Source organism: Streptomyces sp. NPDC050416 (assembly GCF_044458845.1).
Classification (GTDB): Bacteria; Actinomycetota; Actinomycetes; order Streptomycetales; family Streptomycetaceae; genus Streptomyces.
Genome location: NZ_JBITII010000008.1, coordinates 326,739 through 348,195 on the forward strand (window position 1 = coordinate 326,739; position 21,457 = coordinate 348,195).

Consider the following 21,457-nt stretch of genomic DNA (forward strand, 5'->3'; position numbering starts at 1 on the left):
GCAAGCACATGAGTTCGCGTGACCCCGGGGCCGTCGTCCGGCGGCACTCCATAGGCACCATCGATCCGCACGCTCCCGTCGTCACCGGCATGGTCGGGGCCCGGATGGAGACGGCCGACGGTAACCACTGGTTCGACGCGTCGACCGGAGGCTTCGGCGCCGGGCACCCCGACGTCACCGCCGCCATCGCCGAACAGGCCGGCCGAGTGGCCCTGTCCAGCCGCATCCTGCTCAGCCGGCCGCTGGCCGAGGCGGTCAAGGCACTGGACGCCTTCTGCCCGGACCCGCTCACCGTGTCCTACCTGTGCAACAGCGGGGGCGAGGCCCTCGACTCGGCACTGAAACTGGCCAAGGGCACCCACCCCGGCCGTGCGCGCGTGCTGGGCATCGCCGGGGAGAACTTCGGCACCCTCACCCACGGCCAGGGTCTCAGCACCGGCGCCACGCCCGTACCCGTCCTGCCTCTGATGCCCCTGACGGTTCCGAGCGCCCGCCCCGAGTCCCTGCTCGAACAGGTCGACGCCACCCTGGCGGCCGTGGTCGTCGCACCCGCGTCCCCCGGCCGCCCGCTGGACCGGCTCTCCCCGCAGTGGTGGCGGGCCCTGCGCGACCGCTGCACCCAGCACGACGTCCTGCTGATCCTGGACGAGCGACTCACCGCTCCGGCCCGCCTTGGCTGGGACCTCGGCACGCAAGCGCTCGGCATCCTCCCCGACGTGCTGATCCTCGGGGAGGCCCTGGGCGCGGACGCCGTGCCCGTCGGGGTGATGGTGACCAGCAGGGCGGCGTACGACCGCGTGTACGCCGGGAAGAACCCGAGCCTGCACGGCTCCACGTTCGGCGCCAACCCGCTGTCGGCGGCCGTCGTGTGCGCGGTCCTCGCGGCCGTGGCGGCCGACGGGCTGGCCGACCGGCAGCGTCGGGCGGAGGACAGCGCCCGGCGGATCCTGGGCGACCTCGCCTCGTTCAGCGCGGTGACCGAGTTCTGCGCGGACGGAGGCCTGGTGTGGCTGCGCCTCGCCACCGCCGAGCAGGCCCGAGCCCTGACCGCGGCTCTGGCTGAGGCCAGGATCCTGGTCCGGCCGCCCTTCGGCCCGGACGGCGACGTGGTGGCGGTCCTGCCGCCGCTCACCGCCGGCCTCGCCGACCTGGAGCAGATCCACGGCACCATGCGCGCGGTCGCCGAGGAAGTCCTCACCGTGCGGGAGGTCGCCGCATGAGCGCCGTACCCCAAGCCGTCCTCCAGCAGCGGCAGGAAGTGCTCGACTCACTCGGGCGGCACTGGAACCCGACCGCGGCCCTGATGCTCGCCGCCGCCTCACGGCCCGTCGAGCAGAGCGCGAGCGGCACCGAAGTCGTCTCCGAGGAGGGCGACCGCTTCCTGGACCTCGCCGGCAGCTACGGCGTGTTCCTGGTCGGCCACGGAAACCCGCGGGTGCGCGACGCGGTGCTCGACACCCTGCGCACCGCGCCGACCGTGCCGCCCGGTGCCGTGCATCCGGCGACCGCCGAGCTGTTCGAACTGCTCACCACGATCCTCCCGGCCGGCCTGGACCGCTTCGTCCTCGGCTGTTCGGGCGCGGAGATCAGTGAGACAGCGCTGCGCGCCGTCCACCTCGCCCGGCCCGAGCGGCGCAGGGTCCTCATCGCGGAGGGCGGCTACCACGGCAAGACCCTCGGAGCCCTGACCGTGCTGGGCCAGCCCAACCACCGCGAGCCGTTCGAGCCGCTCGGCAGCGAACTGATCACAGTGCCCTACGGTGATGCCGCGGCCGTACGCGAGGCACTCGCCGACCGGAGCGTGGCGGCGGTCTTCCTGGAGCCCGTCCTCGGCGGCGCTCACCTCACCGTCCCACCCGAGGGGTACATCGAGGAGGTCGCCACCGCCTGCCGTGCCACCGGCACCCTGTTCGTCGCGGACGAGATCCAGACCTGCCTCGGGCGCACGGGCAAGATGTTCGCCGTCGAGCACGACGACGTGATACCGGACATCCTGCTCTTCTCCAAGGCGCTCACCGGCGGCTTCGTCCCGGTCGGCGTATGCGCGCTCAGTTCCGAGGTGGTGGCGCGGGCCGAGCGGCACCCGCTGTGGCATCCGTCGCTGCTGGCCGGCTCCAGCAGCATCTCGGCCCTGTCCGTGAGCGCCGCGACGGCCGCCATCCGCGAGGTCATCGCCAAGGACCTGCCCCAGCGCGCGGCCACCCTGGGCCCGCGCTTGACCGAGGGGCTGGCCGAGGTGGCGCGGCGGCACCCGAAGCATGTGCTGGGTGCCCCCGGGATCGGCTTCATGGCCGGGTTGCGGACCCGCAACCCCTCGGTGGAACTGCTGATCTCCATGGTGATGGCCCGTCACGGCATCCACACAGGCCACTCGCTCAATGAGCAGATCGACCATCCGGTGCTGCGCTTCTATCCGCCGCTGACCATCACCGCGGAGGAGATCGACCGGGTCCTCGCGGCGCTGGAGGCCACCATGACCTGGCTGGACCGGCGGCCCCGGCGGCTCACGGACGGCATCACGAAACTGATCCGGCGCCAGTACCAGCTGCCGCCCTGGCTCGTGCTGAAGCTGAGCCACTCGAAGATGCGCGTCGACTGGTGACCGGCGGGCGGGCGCGGCCATGCGCCACGCCCGCCCGGCGATCACAACGGCCACGCAGTACTCCCGTCCTGCCCGCGCAGACCGTCACCGCCGTGCGGACCGACCAGTACCGCACGACGTTGGGGCCCACCCATTACCTGGCCGGCCCGATGGTCTTCGTCTCCCACCGGCGGCGGCCCCGGGCTGCCGGTGGGCCCGGAGGCCGGCGGAGGCACCACCCCTCGCCCCGCCGGCCCCTCCACCACACGGGCTTCCACCACCGGACCTCACGATCGGAAGACGACCGCTCATGTCCGAGACCTCGCTGTCCAGCGGCATCGGGACCACCGACACAACGGCCCAGAGCCAGTCGGCCGATGCCCGAAGCAACCGGACCTCCCTGCTCGCCGGCGTCCTGCTCGCCCTGTTCCTGGCCGCCGCCGACTCCACCGTGGTGGGCTCGCTGCTGCCCACCATGGCGAATCAGCTGGGCCAGGCCGACCTGTACCCCTGGCTGATCTCCGCGTTCCTGCTCACCAGCGTGCTGGTCACACCGCTGGCAGGGTTCGCCGCCGACCGCTACGGCGGCCGCACCACGATGCTCGCCGCTCTCCTCGCCTTCGCCGCCACCTCCGCGGCGGTCGCCGCGGCCACCACGATGCCGCTGCTCATCGCCGCCCGTGCGGCGCAGGGCATCGGGGCCGGCGCGGTAGCCGCGCTGACCTACGTCGTCATCGGCCAGGCGTTCGGCCCCGACGAGCGCGCCCGCATGCAGGCGATGCTCTCCGCCGTATGGGGCCTGGCCGCGGTCGCCGGACCCGCCCTCGGCACGGCCGCCGAGGCCACCGTCGGCTGGCGTTGGGTCTTCCTGATCAACCTGCCCCTCGCCGCGCTCGCCGCGTTCCTGGTACGGCGCGTGCCCCCGGCGCAGGCCCAGAGCTCCCGCACCATCAGTCCCGGGGCGCTGCTGTCGTTCGCCCTCGCCCTGGCCGGAGCGCTGCTGCTCCTCGAAGCGCCCGCCCTGGACTTCCCGGTCCTCGTCGTCATCGCCCTGGCGGTGGTCACCACGGTCGGCATCGTCGGCCACGTCGTCCAGGTGCGGCGCAAGCCGCAGGCGGCCGTGGTGCCGGTCGCCTTCGCGACCAGTGGCGAACCGCGCACAGCTGCCCTGCTCACCATCGGCGCGGCCGCCGTCCTGTATGCCTCCGTCACCCTCCTCCCGCTCGCCCTGGCCTCCCACGGCACGGTCGGCGACACAGCAAGCGGGCTCTTCGTCATGGCCGGTGCACTGGGCTGGGTGGTGGGATCGGCGGTCTGCGCCGGCCTGCTCAAGCGCTTCGGAGCCCGCGGCACGGCACTGATCGGCGGTCTGCTGCTGACGGCCGGTCCCTGCGTCCTCGTACTCGGCGGCAGCGAATCGCTCGTCCTCGCCGTCATCGGCGAGGCACTGGCGGGTCTCGGCACCGGTTTCGTCGCCACCACCGGCCTGGTGCACATCCAGAACACGTCCCCGGTCCAGTGGATCGGCGCCTACACGGCCGGCGTCACCCTGTGCCGCAACATCGGCGCGGCCCTCGGCATCAACCTCATAGCCACCGTGCAGCTGATCGCCGCGGACCAGCGCACGGGAACAGACACGGCCGGCGGCTCCTACCAGGCCGCGTTCGTCGCTCTGGCGGTCGTCGGTCTGCTCACGCTCACAGGCGCGTTCCGGCTGCCGAAGCGCGGCTGAGCCATGGTCACGGCGCTCCTGACCTTCGTCCTGTACACGGGTGCCAGTGCCCTCGTGCACTGGTACCTGTGGCGGCGGCTGATCCACGACACCAGCCTCGGCGCGCGCACCGCCCGGCACGGTGCCCGAGTCCTGGCCGTCCTTGCCGTGCTGCCGCCGCTCGCCATGGCCACCACGAGAGACCTGCCGCAGCACATCGGCCGCTGGATCGCCTGGCCGGGTTACGTGTGGCTCGCATTGATGATGTACGTGACGATCACGCTTCTCCTCGCCGAACCACTTCGGCTCCTGGCCGCGCGTGGCGGCAAGCCTCGTCGTGCCAGTGGTGTTGCCCGTGCTGAAGCACTTCCGCAGAAGGTCTCCGCGGGCGTCACGGAGTCAGGGCGCCGGACACCACAACGTGACATGCCGGGTGACGAGGGGGAACGCCTGGCGGAAGGCCGTGCGCCGAGCGATGGGCCGGCGCGGCCGACACGGCGCGTGGTGCTCGCCCGGGCCACCGCCATCGCTGCGGGAGCAGCGGCTGCCTCACTGGTCGGCCACGGCATGCGCACCGCTCTCGGCCCACCCCGCCTCGCACACGTACGCGTACCTCTCGCGCGACTTGGCCGCCAGGCCGACGGATTCCGCATCGCCGTCGTCAGCGACATACACCTCGGTCCGATCCTCGGCGAGCGGCACACGGAACGGATAGTGGAGATCGTCAATCGCGCCGCCCCGGATGCCGTGGCGATCGTGGGCGACCTCGTGGACGGCGGTGTCGACCACCTCGGCCGAGCAGCGGCCCCGCTGCGACACCTGACCAGCCGCTACGGCAGCTACTTCGTCACAGGCAACCACGAGTACAAGTCCGGCGCCGAACCGTGGCTCGAGGAGATCGGCGACCTGGGCATCCGCGTCCTGCGTAACGAACGCCTGGAACTGCCCGCCTTCGACCTCGCGGGCGTCAACGACGTCACGGGTGGCGATCACGGCGACGGGCCGGACTACGAGGCCGCGCTGTCGGACCGCGACCCCGGGCGAGCGGTCGTCCTCCTCGCCCACCAGCCTGTGATGGTCCACGAAGCAACTCGCCGCGGAGTCGACCTGCAACTCTCCGGACACACCCACGGAGGTCAGCTGGCCCCGCTCGGCCTCCTCGCCTCACTTCAGCAGCCCGCGATCGCCGGCCTGCACGAAATCGACGGCACCCAGCTCTACGTCAGCCGCGGCACAGGCTTTTGGGGACCGCCGGTACGGGTCGGCGCGCCCCCCGACATCACCGTCGTCGAACTGCGGAGCAGAAACAGGTAGCTCTCGCTTCCGCACCCATCAGGGGGATTCCGCAATGCGGGTGAGCCACAGCCCCAGCCACGACAAGGAGTCCGACTCTCCACAGAGCCCCACTCAGGAGAAGCAGACGCCGCAGAGCCCTCCGCGCAGGACGTGGCAACGGACCCTGCACCGAGCGACCCCGTCGATATCGCCCGGAAAGGACGACAACCGTGCACGATCCGGCTCAGGATGGCGACCAACCGTACGCACCCACGGGCAAGCGACCGACCGTGCGGACAGCATCGGTTGAAGCGCCGGAAGCCACCTGGGACTCTCAAGCCAGCCAGGTATTCAGGAGCCTGCAGCTGATCAACTCGGCGGTGGATGCCCGAACGAACCCCATCTACAAACGCCACGGCATCCACCGCGCCGACTACCCCATCCTCGACGCCCTCACCCGCCACCACCCCACACACGTCTTGGCGCCCACGCAACTGGCCCAGCAGCTGGCGATCACCACCGGCGCCCTCACCTCCCGGCTCGACCGACTCGAAGCATCGGGGCTGATACAGCGCCTCTCCGTACCCCGCGACCGCCGCAGACTCCGCATCCAGCTCACCCCCGCCGGGCAGCGATGCGCCGGGGCCGTCAGACTCGACCTGAGCAGCCACCTGCAAGGCGCCGTCCTGAGCATGGGAAACACCCAGCTCCACGAACTCACCACGCTTCTGAGAGCACTTGAGAAGTGCCTTCAGGCATGAACGACCTGAGCTCCCACTGACATCCGTTGCTGGTGGCACAGCAGGGGCCGAACTCAGCCCCGGGGACTGGCGCGCCCCCGACGCCGGAGCCGTCAACTTCCGCGTGAACGTGGAGAAGTGGGTCGAAGAACGGGAGCCGTCCGTGCTCGTACCGCCTCCTCACGGCCATCTTGGAGACGGCCGTGGACGACGACCTGATCAGCCGCAATGCATGCCGGATCAAGGGCGCGGGCAAGGAGTCAGCTGCCGAACACCGGATCGCCACCGTCGCCCAGGTCGACGGACCTGGGGGCGTACGGTCCGATGCGCCCGGAGGAGCTGGCCGGCCATCGTCGCCGGGACGTCGACCTGGACAACCTCGTCATCGCGCCCGGGTCGCCGAGCCCGAGCGGACGAACGGTCGGCGTGCCCCCGGCGAGACCGGGCACACCCTCTCGATCCGCTCCGGCGCCACCCTCAAGGACACGATGGTGCGTGCCGGGCACTCCTCCGAGAAGGCCGCGCTGACGCGACTTCGGTATGGGTGCCTTGGAGCGCGTGCCCTTACCTGCGCTGATGGTCCGCAGACGTCCGAACTCGTCCGCCGTTGTTCGTCGGCGTTGTCACGCAGACAAGTCCACTCGAACTGACATGAACAGGATCGCGAGACACTAGCCAACGCCCACCCCGGCGGAGCGAATACGGCGAGACCTCCACCAACCCCAGACCGTGTGGCCCACCAGAGCGATCGCAACGGCAACAGCCGTGAACCGAACGGTGGTCCAGGTGCCCAGAACAACCTGACTCGGCCCGCGTGACTCCGTCTCCAGACGCATGGAAGTCTCATAAAAAGCCACCAGGGGAACAAGCAGCCGGAAGAACAGGCCGCCGATGCCCGGCACCTGTGCGAGGTTCCCCAGGAGCCCAAGGGGTGCTCCGAAGAAGAATGCCAGCACACCCCAGAGGGCAATTCCGGATGAACTCGCACCTGAGGAATCCAGTCCACCCAGGGAGGACAGGTTTCCCTTGATCAGGTAGTAGGTCACGACACCGATAGCCAGCCCCAGAGGCGCTAGGACGACCGATTCGATTTTGGACCGGCGGAAATAACCCACCAGAAACGCGTAACAGGCCCACGGCCATCCACCGGTGAAAACGGCGCCCACGGCCGCACCTGGACGACCACCCCAATGCTCAGCGGTAGGCCCTATCAGACCAAGCAACAAGCCAAGCCCGAGTGGCACCGCAAACGACGCGACCCGAGCACCCCAAAAGTTCACTCTCTCCCTTTCCGGTCCTATGTGGCATGACTCAGGGCCCGTGTGCGCCCGGAGTCATGCCACACCCGAGGGAGATCAGCCCTCATCACGGCGGACATGCTTATTCATTACTGTAATAGGCATAGCAGGTCCATGCCGCACCTTGTGTTGAGTTGGCGTAGGAAGTCTTCCCCTTCTCCACCCAGCCACTTGAATGATCGACGTTCCGGACCCTGACCGTCGACTTGTGCTTCACGTCCGCGATGTAGTTCGAGTAGCACTTCTTGCCGGCCGACACCAGATCGTACCCATAGCACCATTTGCCATGAGTCACATTCTGGCAGGTGTTCTCTTTCACCTGAACGGCCGAGTCGTTTATTTCTAGCTTTACCACGCCCCACTCGGAGGGGTTACCCAGCCCTGCTGGCGGCTTGACGCCGTCACCTCTCTTGTGGATGGCGGGCTCCCCAGGTATGAGGCCGTTGCTGGCCTGAACCGCGGAATTGCCGGTACCGGTTCCGCTCTGAGGGCCGTAGGCCCCCGCCGGGGTGGCCAAGCTGGAAACCGCAAGTGCGACGCCCGAAATAACGAACAGTGTTGACTTTCCAAGCCTTTTCACGTTACTCCTCCTCCGCTCCCCGTTATCGGGGCTTCGGAAGGATCTTCTACGAGGGCGCTGTGGCGGTCAAGGCTTGGCCGATTTACGGCCCCGGCACGGCCTGAAACCGTTGCCCGGTCGTGGTATTCACGGGCGGGACCATGAACGCGCGGCCACTCAGCACGCGTCTTGTTCAGGACCCATAACACCCCGTCGTCCTGGCCACCGTCCGCGACCTGATCCGGACTCACCGCTGCCGTCCTCGGTCGCCTCCACCTTGCGGCACCACACAGTGAGCGCGCCCGCCGGGCCCTGGACGGTGTCTTTGGCATGGCCCAAGAGCCCTGACGGCCCAGCGCGGACGGCCCAGGGACGCCCAGGGGAAATCGCGATTATGGAGGCTCTGTGGAGCATGCCCCGGCTTTATGTAGTTACGATTCAAAAATCGCATTCTTTCAATGGGTGGGTTCACCCCCTTCAAGGAATTGAGTCATTCCGGTTTCGTATCCACCCATAGCGGAGAGCGCGAAGTCTCAGATGACGCCAGGAGCCTAGACTTCTTTGGGGCGAGTGATCACGGCCCCGTAAGCTTCCGGCGAGTCGGGCAGTCCGCCGTGAGGTGAAACGACGGTGCGCGCCGGACAGTCGTCCGAGAAGGCCGCGCTGATCTACCAGCACTCCGACGAGGAGCGCCAGGAGGAGCTTGCCGCCGGCCTCGACGTCACGGTCCGGAAGGCCATCGCGGAGCGTTCTGGCACGGATCTGGCACGCGGCGAGTGATCACACCGGACAGCAAAACGGCCCAGGTCTGTGACCTGGGCCTTCTTCGTGGAGCGGGTGACGAGAATCGAACTCGCGCTCTCAGCTTGGGAAGCCACGGCGCTTGCGCGCGGTCCGTTGCTCTGACCAGCGCGGATACCGGGTCCTTGGGGTTGGTCGGGGTGGATCGGGTCGCACCGCTGTTGACCGTGGTTTTCCGCTGTTACGGGCACGCTGTGGGCACGAACGGCGAAGACCGTTGGGCAGAGTGCATGGGCGGACTGGCTATGCGTCGGCCAGGTTCAGTCGGGCGTGCGGACGGGGGACACCTTCGCATGTGTACAGGCCGTCGGTGGAGTTCGTTTCCGGCGACAGGATCGAATGCAGGCGGGCCAGTCCCTGCAACTCGGCCCTGGCGGCCACCCCGGCGTCGACGGCTCCGGCGCTGCGGTGCCGGCCCCAGCAGGTGAGCATCTCCTGGGCCTGCCATGCGCGGTCGTCGACGGGGGCCAGCGCGCCAAGTACCGACCTCCGCACCCGCCCCATGCTCACGATCCGTCAGGTGCCGCCGCCTGACCCGACGGTGCTGGCTCGTGGAATCAGGCGGTGCGGCGCCCGGATCTCCATGCCCGGGACGGGCGTCGGGCTGCCGATCCGCTTGAGCAGTCGTTCCACCGCCGTCTCCGCGATCATCTTCTTGTCCGGGGAGACCGTGGTGACGGACGGATTGGAGTAGCGGCCGTCCTCGATGTCGTCATAGCCGACGACGGCGACATCCTCGGGGACGCGCAGTCCGCGGGAGGCCAGGGTGTGCAGGGCGCCCAGGGCGACCAGGTCGCTGTAGCAGAAGACAGCGTCGGGCGGTTCCGCCAGGTCGAGCAGGTGGGCCATGGCCGTCGCGCCGTCGGAGCGGTTGAAGCGCGGGGTGGAGACGACGAGTTCCTCGCGGACGGGCAGGCCGGCCCGCTCGTGAGCCAACCGGTAGCCCCGGGTGCGCAGTTGGGCGGCCTCGCCGGTGCGGTAGGGCTGGTCGCCGATCGCGGCGACGCGGCGCCGGCCGAGGCCGAGCAGATGCTCGGTCGCCTCCAGGGAGGCGGCGACGTCGTCGATGCCGACATGGTCGAAACCGCCGTCGCTCACCCGCTCGCCGAGTACGACGAGCGGCAGGCTCGGGTCACGCTCGGACAGATCGGACTGGGCCAGGCCCAGCGGGCTGAAGATGACGCCGTCGAAGAGCAGGCTCGTCGAGCCCCGGCTGAGGAACAGCTTCTCGTGCTCGGCGTCGCCGTCCGTCTGGTCGATCAGGACGTTGTAGCCCTGCACCCGGGCCGCGCGGATGATGCCCTGCAGCAGTTCGGCGAAGTACGGCGTGTCCAGGTACGGCACCACCACGGCGATCTGGCCCGAGCGCCCGGCGGCCAGGTTGCGGGCCAGCACGTTGGGCCGGTAGCCGAGCTTGTCGACGGCCTGCTGAACCCGGAGGCGGGTGGCCTCGGCGACGGGCGCGTAGCCGTTGACCACGTTGGACACGGTCCGGCTGGAGACGCCGGCGAGCTCCGCGACGTCGCGGAGTGTGACGCCCTTTGCCATATGTCACCTTCCTCCCTGATGTCGGTTTCAGCGCTGAAATTTTCCCCAAGAGGTCTCATGTACCTCTTGCAGCGCGGCAACTTCTGGGTTAACACTTTTGCAGCGCTGCAGAGCGTAGCAGAAGGGCTTGATCCAAAGCGGATCGAGTACCCAGGGATCGTGGCGTCATCGCGCCGCGGACCGGATCCCCGAGAGCGATCACGGGGATGACCAGTAGGAGCCGCAGTGGGACCAGCAACCTCTCACGGGCCGGGAGCCGCACCCGTCCTGAAGGGGCATCACTCTTTACTCACCGCGGTCTGAGCCGGCGTCCGGCGCGCCCGCCGCGCTGATCACCGACCCGGCTCTTCCCCTCACCGACGTCACGCACGCCCACCCTCCCGCGTCGGCCGACGTCCGTCCGCCAGGATCCCTCGGCGGACAGCACACCTGAGCGCCTCGCGCCTGAAGCGCCCGCCCTGCACTCGAGCCGGCGTGCCCGCATGCCCTCGCCCCGTTCACTCCCTTCACGCCGGTCCTCCGTGTGCCCGGCGCACCTCCCCTCACCTCCCGTACTCCCTCCTGCCCTCGGGCACCACACCCAGGAGATCGCTCATGTCGTCCAGCAGAAAGCCCACGTCCCGTTCCCTCCGGCGGACCACGGTCGCGGCGGCCTCCGCCGCTCTCGCCGGCGTGCTCCTCGCGGCCTGCGGCGGCGGGGGCGGCAGCGCCGGCGGCGCGCAGAGCGGCCCCGTGCACATCAAGGTGTGGGCCTGGTACCCGCAGTTCAAGCAGGTCGTGGCGGAGTTCAACAAGACCCACAAGGACGTCCAGGTCGACTGGGTCCAGGCCGGCGTCGGCCAGGACGAGTACACCAAGCTGAAGACGGCGCTGAAGGCCGGCCAGGGCGCCCCGGACGTCGTCATGCTGGAGTTCCAGGAGCTGCCCACCATCCAGCTCACCAAGGGCCTGCTCGACATGGGCAAGTACGGTGCGAACGCGGACAAGGACAAGTACGTGGACTGGGCCTGGAAGCAGGCCTCCGACGGCGACCACGTCTACGCCATCCCGGTCGACGGCGGCCCGATGGCGATGATGTACCGGACCGACCTCTTCAAGAAGTACCACCTGAAGGTCCCGACGACCTGGGCGGAGTACAAGGAGGAGGCGGTCAAGCTGCACAAGGCCGACCCGAAGGCGTATATGACCGACTTCGGCAGCGACGAGACGGCCGCCGGCTGGCGCCAGGGCCTGATGTGGCAGGCGGGTTCCCGCCCCTACACGTACTCGGCGAGCAAGCTGCCGGACATAGGCGTGAAGCTGAACGACGCAGGCGCCAAGAAGGTGTACGACTACTGGGGCGACCTGGTCAAGAACAAGCTGGTCGACACCCAGTCGTACGCCACCACGGACTTCTACAACGGCCTCGGCACCGGCAAGTACGCCACCTACATCGCGGCCGGCTGGGGGCCGGGCTATCTCTCCAGCGTCGCCGCGAAGACCTCCGGCAAGTGGGCCGTCGCCCCGCTGCCGCAGTGGAACGCGGGAGACAACGCCCAGGGCGACTGGGGCGGTTCGAGCTTCGCGGTGACCTCGCAGACCAAGCACCCCAAGGAGGCCACCGAGGTCGCCCGGGAGCTCTTCGGCACGTCCCAGGCGGCCTGGAAGATCGGCATCGACCAGGCGTACCTCTTCCCGCTGTCCAAGCCGATCCTCAACGGGTCGTACTTCCAGGACAAGAAGTACGACTTCTTCGGCGGCCAGCAGATCAACAAGGTGTTCGTGCCCGCCGCGAACGGCATCGGGACCTTCGACTGGAGCCCGTTCCAGGACTACGCCTACAACACCGACACCGCCGAGGTCGGCAAGGCCCTCCAGGGCAAGGCCGCCTGGTCGTCCGTCAACGACAACGTCCAGCAGCAGGTGACCTCCTACGCGGGCAAGCAGGGCTTCAAGGTCAGCCGGTAACCGGCCCGAGCCTCCGCTCACCATGCCCCCGCCGGCGCGCCCGCGCCCGACAGCTCCGCCGCCGGCGGGGGCCCGCACGACGCGCAAGGAGAAGTGATGAGCCTGCTCCGACAGCAGGGATCCACCGCGACGGCACCGCCGAGTGCCGTCCCCGCGACGGGACTTCGGACTCCCCTGGCGGGCCGGCGCCCCGGCGGGCTGTCCGCCCGCACCCGGCACAAGGGCATGGGCCTGCTGCTGGTCAGCCCGTTCCTCCTGCTCTTCCTGGCCTTCCTGGTGGCCCCGCTGGCTTACGCCTTCTGGCTGAGCCTGAGGACCTCCACCCTGGTCGGCGGCGACCACTTCAGCTGGTTCGCCAACTACAAGCAGACCTTCACCGACCCGCAGTTCCTGTCCGGCGTGCGCAGGGTGGCCGTCTTCGGTGTGGTGCAGATCCCGCTGATGCTCGGCCTCGCCCTGCTGGGCGCGCTGATCATCGACGAGGTGACGAGCAGGCTCGCCAAGGTCTTCCGGATGACCCTGTTCATGCCGTACGCCGTGCCCGCGGTGATCGGCGCCCTGATGTGGGGCTTCCTGTACAGCCCGACCTTCGGCCCGGTGAACTCGATCAGCGACTGGCTCGGTCTTGGCAAGGTCGACCTGCTGTCGCACGGTCTGATGCTGACCTCGCTGGGCAACATCGTGACCTGGCAGTGGACCGGCTACAACATGATCGTCCTGTACGCCGCCCTCCAGGGCCTGCCCCGCGAGGTCTACGAGGCGGCGAAACTCGACGGCGCCGGCCAGCTCCAGACGGCCCTGCGCATCAAGGTCCCGATGATCTCCTCGGCGCTGGTGCTCACCCTGATGTTCACCCTCATCGGCACCCTGCAGTTCTTCACCGAGCCGCGGGTCCTGGAGAAGACCGCCTCCTCGGTGATCACCCCGGACTACACGCCGAACCTGTACGCCTACAACCTGGCGTTCCAGTACTCGCAGTTCAACTACTCCGCCGCCATCTCCTTCTCCCTCGGAGCGGTGGTCTTCATCGGCTCCTACTTCTTCCTGTTCGCCACACGCAAGAGGAGCGGACTGAAGTGACCACCGTCGCCGCACCCGCCGTAACCACCGCCCTGGCCACCGGCCACCGCCCGTCCGCCGCACGCGGACGCGTCACCGTCAACGTGGTGATGGTGGCGATGATCCTGTACTTCCTGCTGCCGTTCTGGTGGCTGGTCGTCGCCGCCACCAAGGACAACGACGCGCTGTTCTCCACCGCAGCCCTCTGGTTCCACTCGCCGGGCGCCTTCTTCACCAACCTCCGGCAGCTGTTCACCTACAACGACGGCGAGTACCTGCGCTGGATGGGCAACACCGCCGTCTACGCGGGCGTGAGCGGGGTGGGTGCCACCGCCGTGGCGACCCTCGCGGGCTACGCCTTCGCCAAGTACCGCTTCCCCGGCCGGAACCTGCTCTTCTCCAGCCTCCTCAGCGCCATCATGGTGCCCGCCACCGCACTGGCCATCCCCACCTACCTGCTGCTGAGCAAGGTGGCGCTGACCAACACCATGTGGGCGGTCATCCTGCCCCAGCTGCTCAACCCCTTCGGTGTCTACCTGGTGAGGGTCTACGTGCAGGAGTCCCTGCCGGACGAGCTGCTGGAGGCGGCCCGTATGGACGGGGCCGGCGAGCTGCGTGTGCTGTGGTCGGTGGCGCTGCCGACCCTGAAGCCGGCGCTCGTCACCGTGCTGCTGTTCTCCATGGTCGGCACCTGGAACAACTTCTTCCTGCCGCTGGTGATGCTCAACAACGACAAGCTGTTCCCGCTCACCGTCGGCCTGCAGTCCTGGTACGAGGGAGCGATGATCCAGTCCGGCGCCAACGCGCTGTTCACCCTCGTCATCGCGGGTTCCCTGGTGGCGATCCTGCCGCTGATCGTCACCTTCCTCCTCCTCCAGCGGTACTGGCGCGGCGGTCTGACCGTCGGAAGCCTCAAGTGAGCCCAGCCCTCCCTCTCTTTCTCGCGCACCTTCCGGAGCGACCTTCATGCTGCACGCCTCCCTGACCGTCGACCCCGCGTTCCGCGTCGCCGACGTGAACCCCCGTACCTTCGGCTCGTTCGTCGAGCACATGGGCCGCTGTGTCTACACCGGCATCTACGAGCCGGGCCATCCGTACGCCGACGAGGACGGCCTGCGCCGTGACGTCCTGGACCTGGTGCGTGAGCTGGGCGTGACCGCCGTGCGCTATCCCGGCGGCAACTTCGTCTCCGGTTTCCGCTGGGAGGACAGCGTCGGCCCGGTCGCCGACCGCCCCACCCGCCTCGACCTCGCCTGGCACAGCGCCGAGACCAACGCCTTCGGCCTGCACGAGTTCCACCGCTGGGCCGAGAAGGCCGGCGTCGAGCCCATGATGGCCGTCAACCTCGGCACCCGGGGCGTGGCGGAGGCCCTGGACCTGCTGGAGTACTGCAACCACCCGGGCGGGACCGCCTGGTCCGACCAGAGGATCAAGAACGGCGCCCCCGACCCCTTCGGCATCCGCATGTGGTGCCTGGGCAACGAGATGGACGGCCCCTGGCAGACCGGCCACAAGACCGCCCAGGAGTACGGCCGTATCGCCGCGGAGACCGCCCGGGCCATGCGCATGATCGACCCCGAGCTCGAACTGGTCGCCTGCGGCAGCTCCAGCTCCGCGATGCCGACCTTCGGCGCCTGGGAGGCCACCGTCCTGGAGGAGGCGTACGACCAGGTCGACTACATCTCCTGCCACGCCTACTACGAGGAACTCGACGGCGACCTCGGCAGCTTCCTGGCCTCCGGGGTCGACATGGACCACTTCGTCGAGTCGGTGGTCGCCACCGCCGACCACATCCGGGCCAAGCTGCGCAGGAAGAAGCGGATCAACCTCTCCTTCGACGAGTGGAACGTCTGGTACAACACCCGCTTCGAGGCGCAGGAGAAGCCCACCGAGTGGGCCGTCGCCCCGCGTGTCATCGAGGACGAGTACAACGTCGCCGACGCGGTCGTGGTCGGCGGGCTGCTGATCAGCCTGCTGCGGCACAGCGACCGGGTCACCGCCGCCTGCCTCGCCCAGCTCGTCAACGTCATCGCCCCCATCCGCAGCGAGGCGGGCGGCCCGAGCTGGCGGCAGACCACCTTCCACCCCTTCGCCCAGGCGGCCCGGCACGCCCGCGGCACGGTCCTGCGGGTGGAGCCGGTCGCGCCCACGTACGAGACGAAACGTTTCGGCGAGGTGTCCGTCGTCGACGCAGTGGCCACGCACATCGCGGAGGCGGACGGCGCCGACGAGCTCACCGTCTTCGCCGTCAACCGGCACCAGAGCGAGAACGTGGAACTCGCCCTCGACCTGCGGGCGTTCCCCGGCTACACGCCGGTGGAGCACTCGGTGCTGAGCGACCCCGACATCCGCGCCGCCAACACCCAGGACGACCCCGACCGGGTCCGCCCGTACACCGCCGACACCGGTTCCGTCACCGACGGCCGCCTCACCGCGAGCCTGCCGCCCGTCTCCTGGAACGTCATCCGGCTGCGCCGCGCCGGCTGACCCACCCCCTCGGACACCCGCCGTTCCACCCCTCTTCCTCCTCCTCGGGGGGAGCGGCGGGCCCCGCACCACCCCCTCTTCCCGGACATTCCTTGGGAGCCGCCCATGTCCACCACCAGGGAAGGCGCCAGACTCCGCGCCGTACCCCGCACCCAGGCGATCACCCTGCTGCTGGCCCTGCTCGCAGCCGCCGTCGCCCTCGTCCTCCCCACCGCCGGCCAGGCGCACGCGATCTCCCGCGCCTCGCAGACGATGTACACCCCGCCGTCGAACGCCCCGTCCCCCGGCTCGCTCTACCCACGCGCCCTGCGCCTGCAGAACAGCGGATCCTCCAACGGCACCCTGCTCGCCACCTTCGAGCAGTACAGCGCGGGCACCCCCGTCTTCCCGATCTACCGCAGCACGGACAACGGCAACAGCTGGACGCAGATCTCCAGCATCAGCGACACCCACAACGGCTTCGGCAACCGCTACCAGCCGTTCCTGTACGAACTACCCACGCAGATCGGCAACTTCCCGGCGGGCACGATCCTCGCCGCCGGCAACTCCATCCCGAACGACCTGTCGTCCACCGAGCTGGACCTGTACGCGAGCACCGACCACGGCGTCAGCTGGTCGTACGTCAGCTCCATCGCCAAGGGTGGCGAGGCCGACCCCACCAACGGCAAGACCCCGGTGTGGGAGCCGTTCCTGATGGTCTCCGGCTCCAAGCTGATCGTGTACTACTCCGACCAGCGTGACCCCAACTACGGCCAGAAGATCGTCCACCAGGTCTCCACGGACGGCGTGAACTGGGGCTCCGTGGTCGACGACGTGGCGACCTCGACGTACGGCGACCGGCCGGGCATGCCCGTGATCGCCAAGCTCCCCAACGGCAACTACGTGATGACGTACGAGTTCTGGGGCGCCCCCGAGGGCGGTTTCGCCGTCTACTACAAGATCTCCTCCAACCCGGAGGCGTTCGGCTCCGCCACCGGCATCCCGCTCAAGGCGACCGACGGCACCCAGCCCAAGAGCTCCCCGTACATCACCTGGCTGCCCACCGGCGGCGCCAATGGCACCCTGGTGGTCAGCGCCAACAGCAGCGACGACCTGTTTCTCAACACGCAGAACGGCGCGGCCGGTCAGTGGACGCGCATCGCCTCCACCGTCCCCGGCGGCTACAGCCGCGGCATGCTCCCGCTGGCCGACGGTCACAGCCTGCTGGTCCTCAGCGGCGGCCACCTGACCAGCACCGGCCTCAACCCGGTCACCTACGGCACGATCGACCTGGGCGGCGGCATCTCCGACGGCGCCACCTACACCATGTCCAACGCCAACAGCCACCTGATGCTGGCCATCGCGGGCGGCTCGACCACCAACGGCGTCAACGCCACCCAGCAGAACGCCGACAACGCGAGCGACCAGAAGTGGAGGTTCGTCCAGCAGACGTCCGGCTACTTCAAGATCTTCAACGTGGCGAGCGGCAAGGTGCTGGGCGTGCAGAACCAGTCCACCGCCAACGGCGCCAAGGTCGTGCAGTGGGATGACAACGGCACCCTCGACCACGAGTGGGCGATCGCCCCGAACCCGGCGGGCGGCTTCACCGCCACCAACCGGATCAGCGGCAAGTTCCTGGAGATCCCCAGCGCCTCCACCACCGTCGGCACCGCCGCCGGTCAGTGGTCCGACACCGGCTGCGCCTGCCAGCGCTGGAACCTCACCCAGACCGCCCTGCCCACTCTGTCCACCGGCCAGTACCGCCTGGTCAACAAGAACAGCGGCAAGCTCCTGGAGATCCCCGGCGCCTCCACCGCCGTGGGCAAGCAGGCCGGCCAGTGGGTGAACACCGCCAACAACTGCCAGCTGTGGACCTTCCAGTCGGTCAGCGGCGGGGCGTGGACCGTGAAGAACGTCAACAGCGGTCTGTTCCTCGACAGCAACGGCTCGACCTCGTCGGGGGCGGCCGTCGTGCAGAACTCGTCCTCGGCCGCGAACTCCCAGAAGTGGACGCTCACGGACGCGGGCAACGGCTACTTCAAGCTCGTCAACGTCGGTAGCGGCCTGGTGGCGGACGTCGCCTCCGCCTCCACCGCCAACGGCGCGCTGATCGTCCAGTCGGCGGACAACGGCGCCGATGACGAACTGTGGCAGGTCGTGCGGGTCAACTGACCCGCCAGGGGGCCCGGTCGCGGCCGGGCCCCCGAACGTACGTTCAGTATCCCGAACCATGACTGTCATACCGAACAAGAAAGGTGGGGTCGTCCGTGTCTGAAGAACCCTGTGTCGTGGGCGTCGACTTCGGAACCCTGTCCGGCCGTGCCGTGGTGGTCCGGGTCCGCGACGGCGCGGAACTGGCCTCGGCGGAGCACGTCTACGCCCACGCCGTCCTCGACCGGCACCTGCCCGACGGCACCCGGCTGCCCCCCGACTGGGCCCTGCAGGTGCCCTCGGACTACATCGACGTGCTCCGCAACGCCGTACCCGAGGCTCTCGCCCGCGCCGGAGTGCGGCCGGAGCAGGTCATCGGCATCGGCACCGACTTCACCGCCTGCACGGTCCTGCCGGTCCTCGCCGACGGCACACCGCTGTGCGAAGTCCCCGGCCTGGCGAACCGCCCGCACGCCTACGTCAAACTGTGGCGCCACCATGCCGCCCAGGGGCAGGCCGACCGGATCAACGCACTGGCCGCCGAGATGAAGGAGCCGTGGCTGGAGCGGTACGGCGGGAAGATCTCCTCGGAGTGGGAGTTCGCCAAGGCGCTCCAGGTGCTGGAGGAGGACCCCGAGATCTACCGGCGCACCGAGCGGTGGCTGGAGGCGGCCGACTGGATCGTGTGGCGGCTGTGCGGGACGTACGTCCGCAACGCCTGCACGGCCGGCTACAAGGGCCAGTACCAGCAGGGGCGTTACCCGTCCCCCGAGTATCTGGCAGCCCTGAACCCGGACTTCGCCGGCTTCGTGACCGACAAGCTGGACCATCCCATCGGTCAACTCGGCGATCCGGCCGGGGCGTTGACGGCCGAGGCCGCCGCCTGGACCGGGCTGCAGGAGGGCATCACGGTCTGCGTCGGCAACGTCGATGCCCACGTGACGGCCCCGGCGGCCGTGGCGGTGGAACCCGGCCGGATGGTCGCCATCATGGGCACCTCCACCTGCCATGTGATGAGCTCAGACCAGCTCGGAGTCGTGCCCGGCATGTGCGGGGTCGTGGACGGCGGCATCATGCCCGGGCTCTGGGGCTACGAGGCCGGGCAGAGCGGCGTCGGAGACATCTTCGGCTGGTTCGTCCGCACGGGCCTGCCCGCCGAGTACGCGGAGCGGGCCGCCGCGGCCGGCCAGACCCCGCACGAGTACCTGACCGACCTCGCGGCCGGGCAGAAGGTGGGCGAACACGGCCTTCTCGCCCTCGACTGGCACAGCGGCAACCGGTCCGTCCTGGTCGACCACGATCTCAGCGGCCTGCTGATCGGCCAGACGCTCTCCACGCGCCCGGAGGACGTCTACCGCGCCCTGCTGGAGGCCACCGCCTTCGGCACCCGCACCATCATCGACGCCTTCGAGGCCGCCGCCGTACCGGTGAAGGAACTGATCATCGCGGGCGGCCTGACGAAGAACGCCCTCCTCATGCAGATCTACGCCGACGTCACTCGCCGCCCTCTGAGCGTCATCGGGTCGACCCAGGGTCCCGCCCTCGGCGCCGCGATGCACGCCGCCGTAGCCGCCGGGGCGTACCCCGACATCCGCACCGCGGCCCACGCCATGGGCAAGGTGCACCGCCGGGTCTACCTGCCGGACCCTCAGCGCGCGGAGGCCTATGAGCGCCTCTACTCCGAATACCGCGTGCTGCACGACTACTTCGGCCGCGGCACCAACGACGTCATGCACCGCCTGCGCCGCCTGCGCGCCGAGGCGACAGCGTGAACCAGATCCGTGTGAAAGGAACCACCATGACGACATCCGCCCAGCCGTACGACAGCCGCGAGGTCTGGTTTCTCACCGGCAGCCAGGGCCTGTACGGCGACGAGACGCTGAAGCAGGTCGCCCACCAGTCCCGGCAGATCGCCGAGCGCCTCGACGCGGCGGGCGAGATCCCCCTGCGCATCGCCTGGAAGCCGGTCCTCACGGACGCCGAGTCGATCCGCAGGATGTGCCAGGAGGCGAGCACCTCCGACACCTGCGTCGGCGTAATCGTGTGGATGCACACCTTCTCCCCGGCCAAGATGTGGATCGCCGGGCTCAGCGCCCTGGACCGGCCGCTGCTGCACCTGCACACCCAGTACAACCTGTCGCTGCCGTGGTCGAGCATCGACATGGACTTCATGAACCTCAACCAGGCCGCCCACGGCGACCGCGAGTTCGGGCACATCGAGTCCCGCGTCGGTGTCGACCGCAAGATCGTCGCCGGTCACGCCACCGACCCCAGGGTGATCCGGCGCGTCGCCGCCTGGACCCGGGCCGCCGCCGGCCGCCACACCTCGCGCACCCTGCGACTGGCCCGCTTCGGCGACAACATGCGCGACGTCGCCGTGACCGAGGGCGACAAGGTGGAGGCACAGCTGCGGTTCGGCTTCTCCGTGAACACCTACGGCGTCAACGACCTGGTCACCGTGGTCGACGCCATCGAGGACAAGGCGGCGACCGAACTCGCCGACGAGTACGTGGAGTCGTACGACGTCGTCCCGGCCCTGCGCCCCGGCGGCATCCGCCACGACTCGCTGCTGTACGCCGCCCGCCTTGAACTCGGCCTGCGCGCCTTCCTCACCGAGGGCGGCTTCACCGCCTTCACCACCAACTTCGAGGACCTGGGCGGGCTGCGCCAGCTGCCCGGCCTCGCGGTCCAGCGGCTGATGGCCGACGGCTACGGCTTCGGCGGCGAGGGCGACTGGAAGACCTCCGCGCTGCTGCGGATCATGAAGGTCATGGGCGCCGGACGCCCCGGCGGCACCACCTTCATGGAGGACTACACCTACCACCTCGGCCCCGGTACCCCGCGTGTCCTGGGCGCCCACATGCTGGAGGTCTGCCCCTCGGTGGCGGCGGGCCGGCCCAGCTGCGAGATCCACCCCCTGTCCATCGGCGGCCGCGAGGACCCCGTCCGCCTGGTCTTCAACGCCGCCGAGGGCCCCGCCGTCGTCGTCGGTCTCTCCGACCTCGGCGACCGCTTCCGCCTCACGGCCAACACCGTCGACGTCGTCGCCCCCAGCGAGCCCCTGCGCCGCCTGCCGGTCGCCAGAGCCGTGTGGAAGCCGCGCCCCTCCCTCGCGGAGTCGGCGGAGAGCTGGCTGCTGGCCGGCGCCCCGCACCACACCGTGCTCAGCTCCGCCGTCGACGTCGAGACCCTCACCGACTACGCCGACATGACCGGCGTCGAACTGCTCACCATCGACGAGCACACCACCACCGAGCAGTTCGCCAAGGAAGTCCGCTGGAACGCCGCCTACCACCGCCTCGCCCAGGCCCTGTGACGAAG

General features: G+C 69.3%; 16 protein-coding genes and 2 pseudogenes. 14 read left to right on the forward strand and 4 right to left on the reverse strand.

Features of this window, described 5'->3' with window-relative positions; genetic code table 11:
- Window positions 1-8 precede the first annotated feature (8 nt).
- The 6 genes and pseudogenes from ACIBL4_RS26125 to ACIBL4_RS26150 all read left to right on the forward strand — a co-directional run.
- On the forward strand, window positions 9-1,220 hold the full coding sequence (locus tag ACIBL4_RS26125) for an aminotransferase class III-fold pyridoxal phosphate-dependent enzyme (protein ID WP_399414072.1): 1,212 nt from the start codon (window positions 9-11) through the stop codon (window positions 1,218-1,220).
- Entirely contained in the window at window positions 1,217-2,602 is a 1,386-nt protein-coding gene (locus tag ACIBL4_RS26130) for an aspartate aminotransferase family protein (protein ID WP_399414074.1), read from the forward strand. The genes ACIBL4_RS26125 and ACIBL4_RS26130 overlap by 4 nt, the downstream gene beginning before the upstream one ends.
- Before the next feature lie 289 nt (window positions 2,603-2,891).
- On the forward strand, window positions 2,892-4,313 hold the full coding sequence (locus ACIBL4_RS26135) for an MFS transporter (protein ID WP_399414076.1): 1,422 nt from the start codon (window positions 2,892-2,894) through the stop codon (window positions 4,311-4,313).
- Between the two features lie 3 nt (window positions 4,314-4,316).
- Window positions 4,317-5,606: a metallophosphoesterase gene (locus ACIBL4_RS26140; RefSeq protein ID WP_399414078.1), complete on the forward strand. Its 1,290-nt coding sequence runs from the start codon at window positions 4,317-4,319 to the stop codon at window positions 5,604-5,606.
- A gap of 191 nt (window positions 5,607-5,797) precedes the next feature.
- The gene (locus ACIBL4_RS26145) at window positions 5,798-6,328 is read left to right on the forward strand and encodes a MarR family winged helix-turn-helix transcriptional regulator (protein ID WP_399414081.1); all 531 of its coding nucleotides are present in this window, start codon (window positions 5,798-5,800) and stop codon (window positions 6,326-6,328) included.
- Window positions 6,329-6,374: 46 nt separating this feature from the next.
- Window positions 6,375-6,834: pseudogene (locus ACIBL4_RS26150) on the forward strand (hypothetical protein); the annotation flags it as partial.
- 144 nt (window positions 6,835-6,978) lie between these two features.
- On the opposite strand, the gene ACIBL4_RS26155 reads toward ACIBL4_RS26150, so the two are convergent.
- Entirely contained in the window at window positions 6,979-7,473 is a 495-nt protein-coding gene (locus ACIBL4_RS26155) for a hypothetical protein (protein WP_399414083.1), read from the reverse strand.
- A gap of 214 nt (window positions 7,474-7,687) precedes the next feature.
- Complete coding sequence (locus ACIBL4_RS26160; protein ID WP_399414085.1) at window positions 7,688-8,185, reverse strand: lactococcin 972 family bacteriocin; 498 nt, start codon at window positions 8,183-8,185, stop codon at window positions 7,688-7,690.
- 600 nt (window positions 8,186-8,785) lie between these two features.
- Here ACIBL4_RS26160 and ACIBL4_RS26165 point away from each other — a divergent pair.
- Window positions 8,786-8,944: pseudogene (locus ACIBL4_RS26165) on the forward strand (site-specific integrase); the annotation flags it as partial.
- A 264-nt stretch (window positions 8,945-9,208) separates the two neighbouring features.
- On the opposite strand, the gene ACIBL4_RS26170 reads toward ACIBL4_RS26165, so the two are convergent.
- Both ACIBL4_RS26170 and ACIBL4_RS26175 read right to left on the reverse strand, forming a co-directional pair.
- The gene (locus ACIBL4_RS26170; RefSeq protein WP_399414087.1) at window positions 9,209-9,460 is read right to left on the reverse strand and encodes a hypothetical protein; all 252 of its coding nucleotides are present in this window, start codon (window positions 9,458-9,460) and stop codon (window positions 9,209-9,211) included.
- A gap of 21 nt (window positions 9,461-9,481) precedes the next feature.
- Complete coding sequence (locus tag ACIBL4_RS26175; protein WP_399414089.1) at window positions 9,482-10,513, reverse strand: LacI family DNA-binding transcriptional regulator; 1,032 nt, start codon at window positions 10,511-10,513, stop codon at window positions 9,482-9,484.
- A 594-nt stretch (window positions 10,514-11,107) separates the two neighbouring features.
- Here ACIBL4_RS26175 and ACIBL4_RS26180 point away from each other — a divergent pair.
- The 7 genes from ACIBL4_RS26180 (at window position 11,108) to araA (ending at window position 21,452) form a co-directional block, all read left to right on the forward strand.
- The gene (locus ACIBL4_RS26180; protein WP_399414091.1) at window positions 11,108-12,460 is read left to right on the forward strand and encodes an ABC transporter substrate-binding protein; all 1,353 of its coding nucleotides are present in this window, start codon (window positions 11,108-11,110) and stop codon (window positions 12,458-12,460) included.
- 96 nt (window positions 12,461-12,556) lie between these two features.
- A complete protein-coding gene (locus tag ACIBL4_RS26185) occupies window positions 12,557-13,540 on the forward strand; it encodes a carbohydrate ABC transporter permease (RefSeq protein ID WP_399414093.1) in 984 nt (327 codons plus the stop codon).
- Window positions 13,537-14,439, forward strand: coding sequence for a carbohydrate ABC transporter permease (locus ACIBL4_RS26190; RefSeq protein WP_399414095.1), 903 nt, complete (start codon window positions 13,537-13,539; stop codon window positions 14,437-14,439). Before ACIBL4_RS26185 ends, ACIBL4_RS26190 begins: the two co-directional genes overlap by 4 nt.
- 46 nt (window positions 14,440-14,485) lie before the next feature.
- The gene (locus tag ACIBL4_RS26195; protein ID WP_399414097.1) at window positions 14,486-16,006 is read left to right on the forward strand and encodes an alpha-N-arabinofuranosidase; all 1,521 of its coding nucleotides are present in this window, start codon (window positions 14,486-14,488) and stop codon (window positions 16,004-16,006) included.
- 105 nt (window positions 16,007-16,111) lie between these two features.
- Window positions 16,112-18,157 carry an RICIN domain-containing protein gene (locus tag ACIBL4_RS26200; protein ID WP_399414099.1) on the forward strand — a complete coding sequence of 682 codons (2,046 nt, stop codon included), beginning with the start codon at window positions 16,112-16,114 and terminating at the stop codon, window positions 18,155-18,157.
- Window positions 18,158-18,252: 95 nt separating this feature from the next.
- Window positions 18,253-19,908 (forward strand): ribulokinase, encoded by a 1,656-nt coding sequence (araB, locus tag ACIBL4_RS26205; RefSeq protein WP_399414101.1) that lies wholly within the window; start codon window positions 18,253-18,255, stop codon window positions 19,906-19,908.
- A gap of 26 nt (window positions 19,909-19,934) precedes the next feature.
- The gene (gene araA, locus ACIBL4_RS26210; RefSeq protein WP_399414103.1) at window positions 19,935-21,452 is read left to right on the forward strand and encodes an L-arabinose isomerase; all 1,518 of its coding nucleotides are present in this window, start codon (window positions 19,935-19,937) and stop codon (window positions 21,450-21,452) included.
- Window positions 21,453-21,457: the final 5 nt, after the last annotated feature.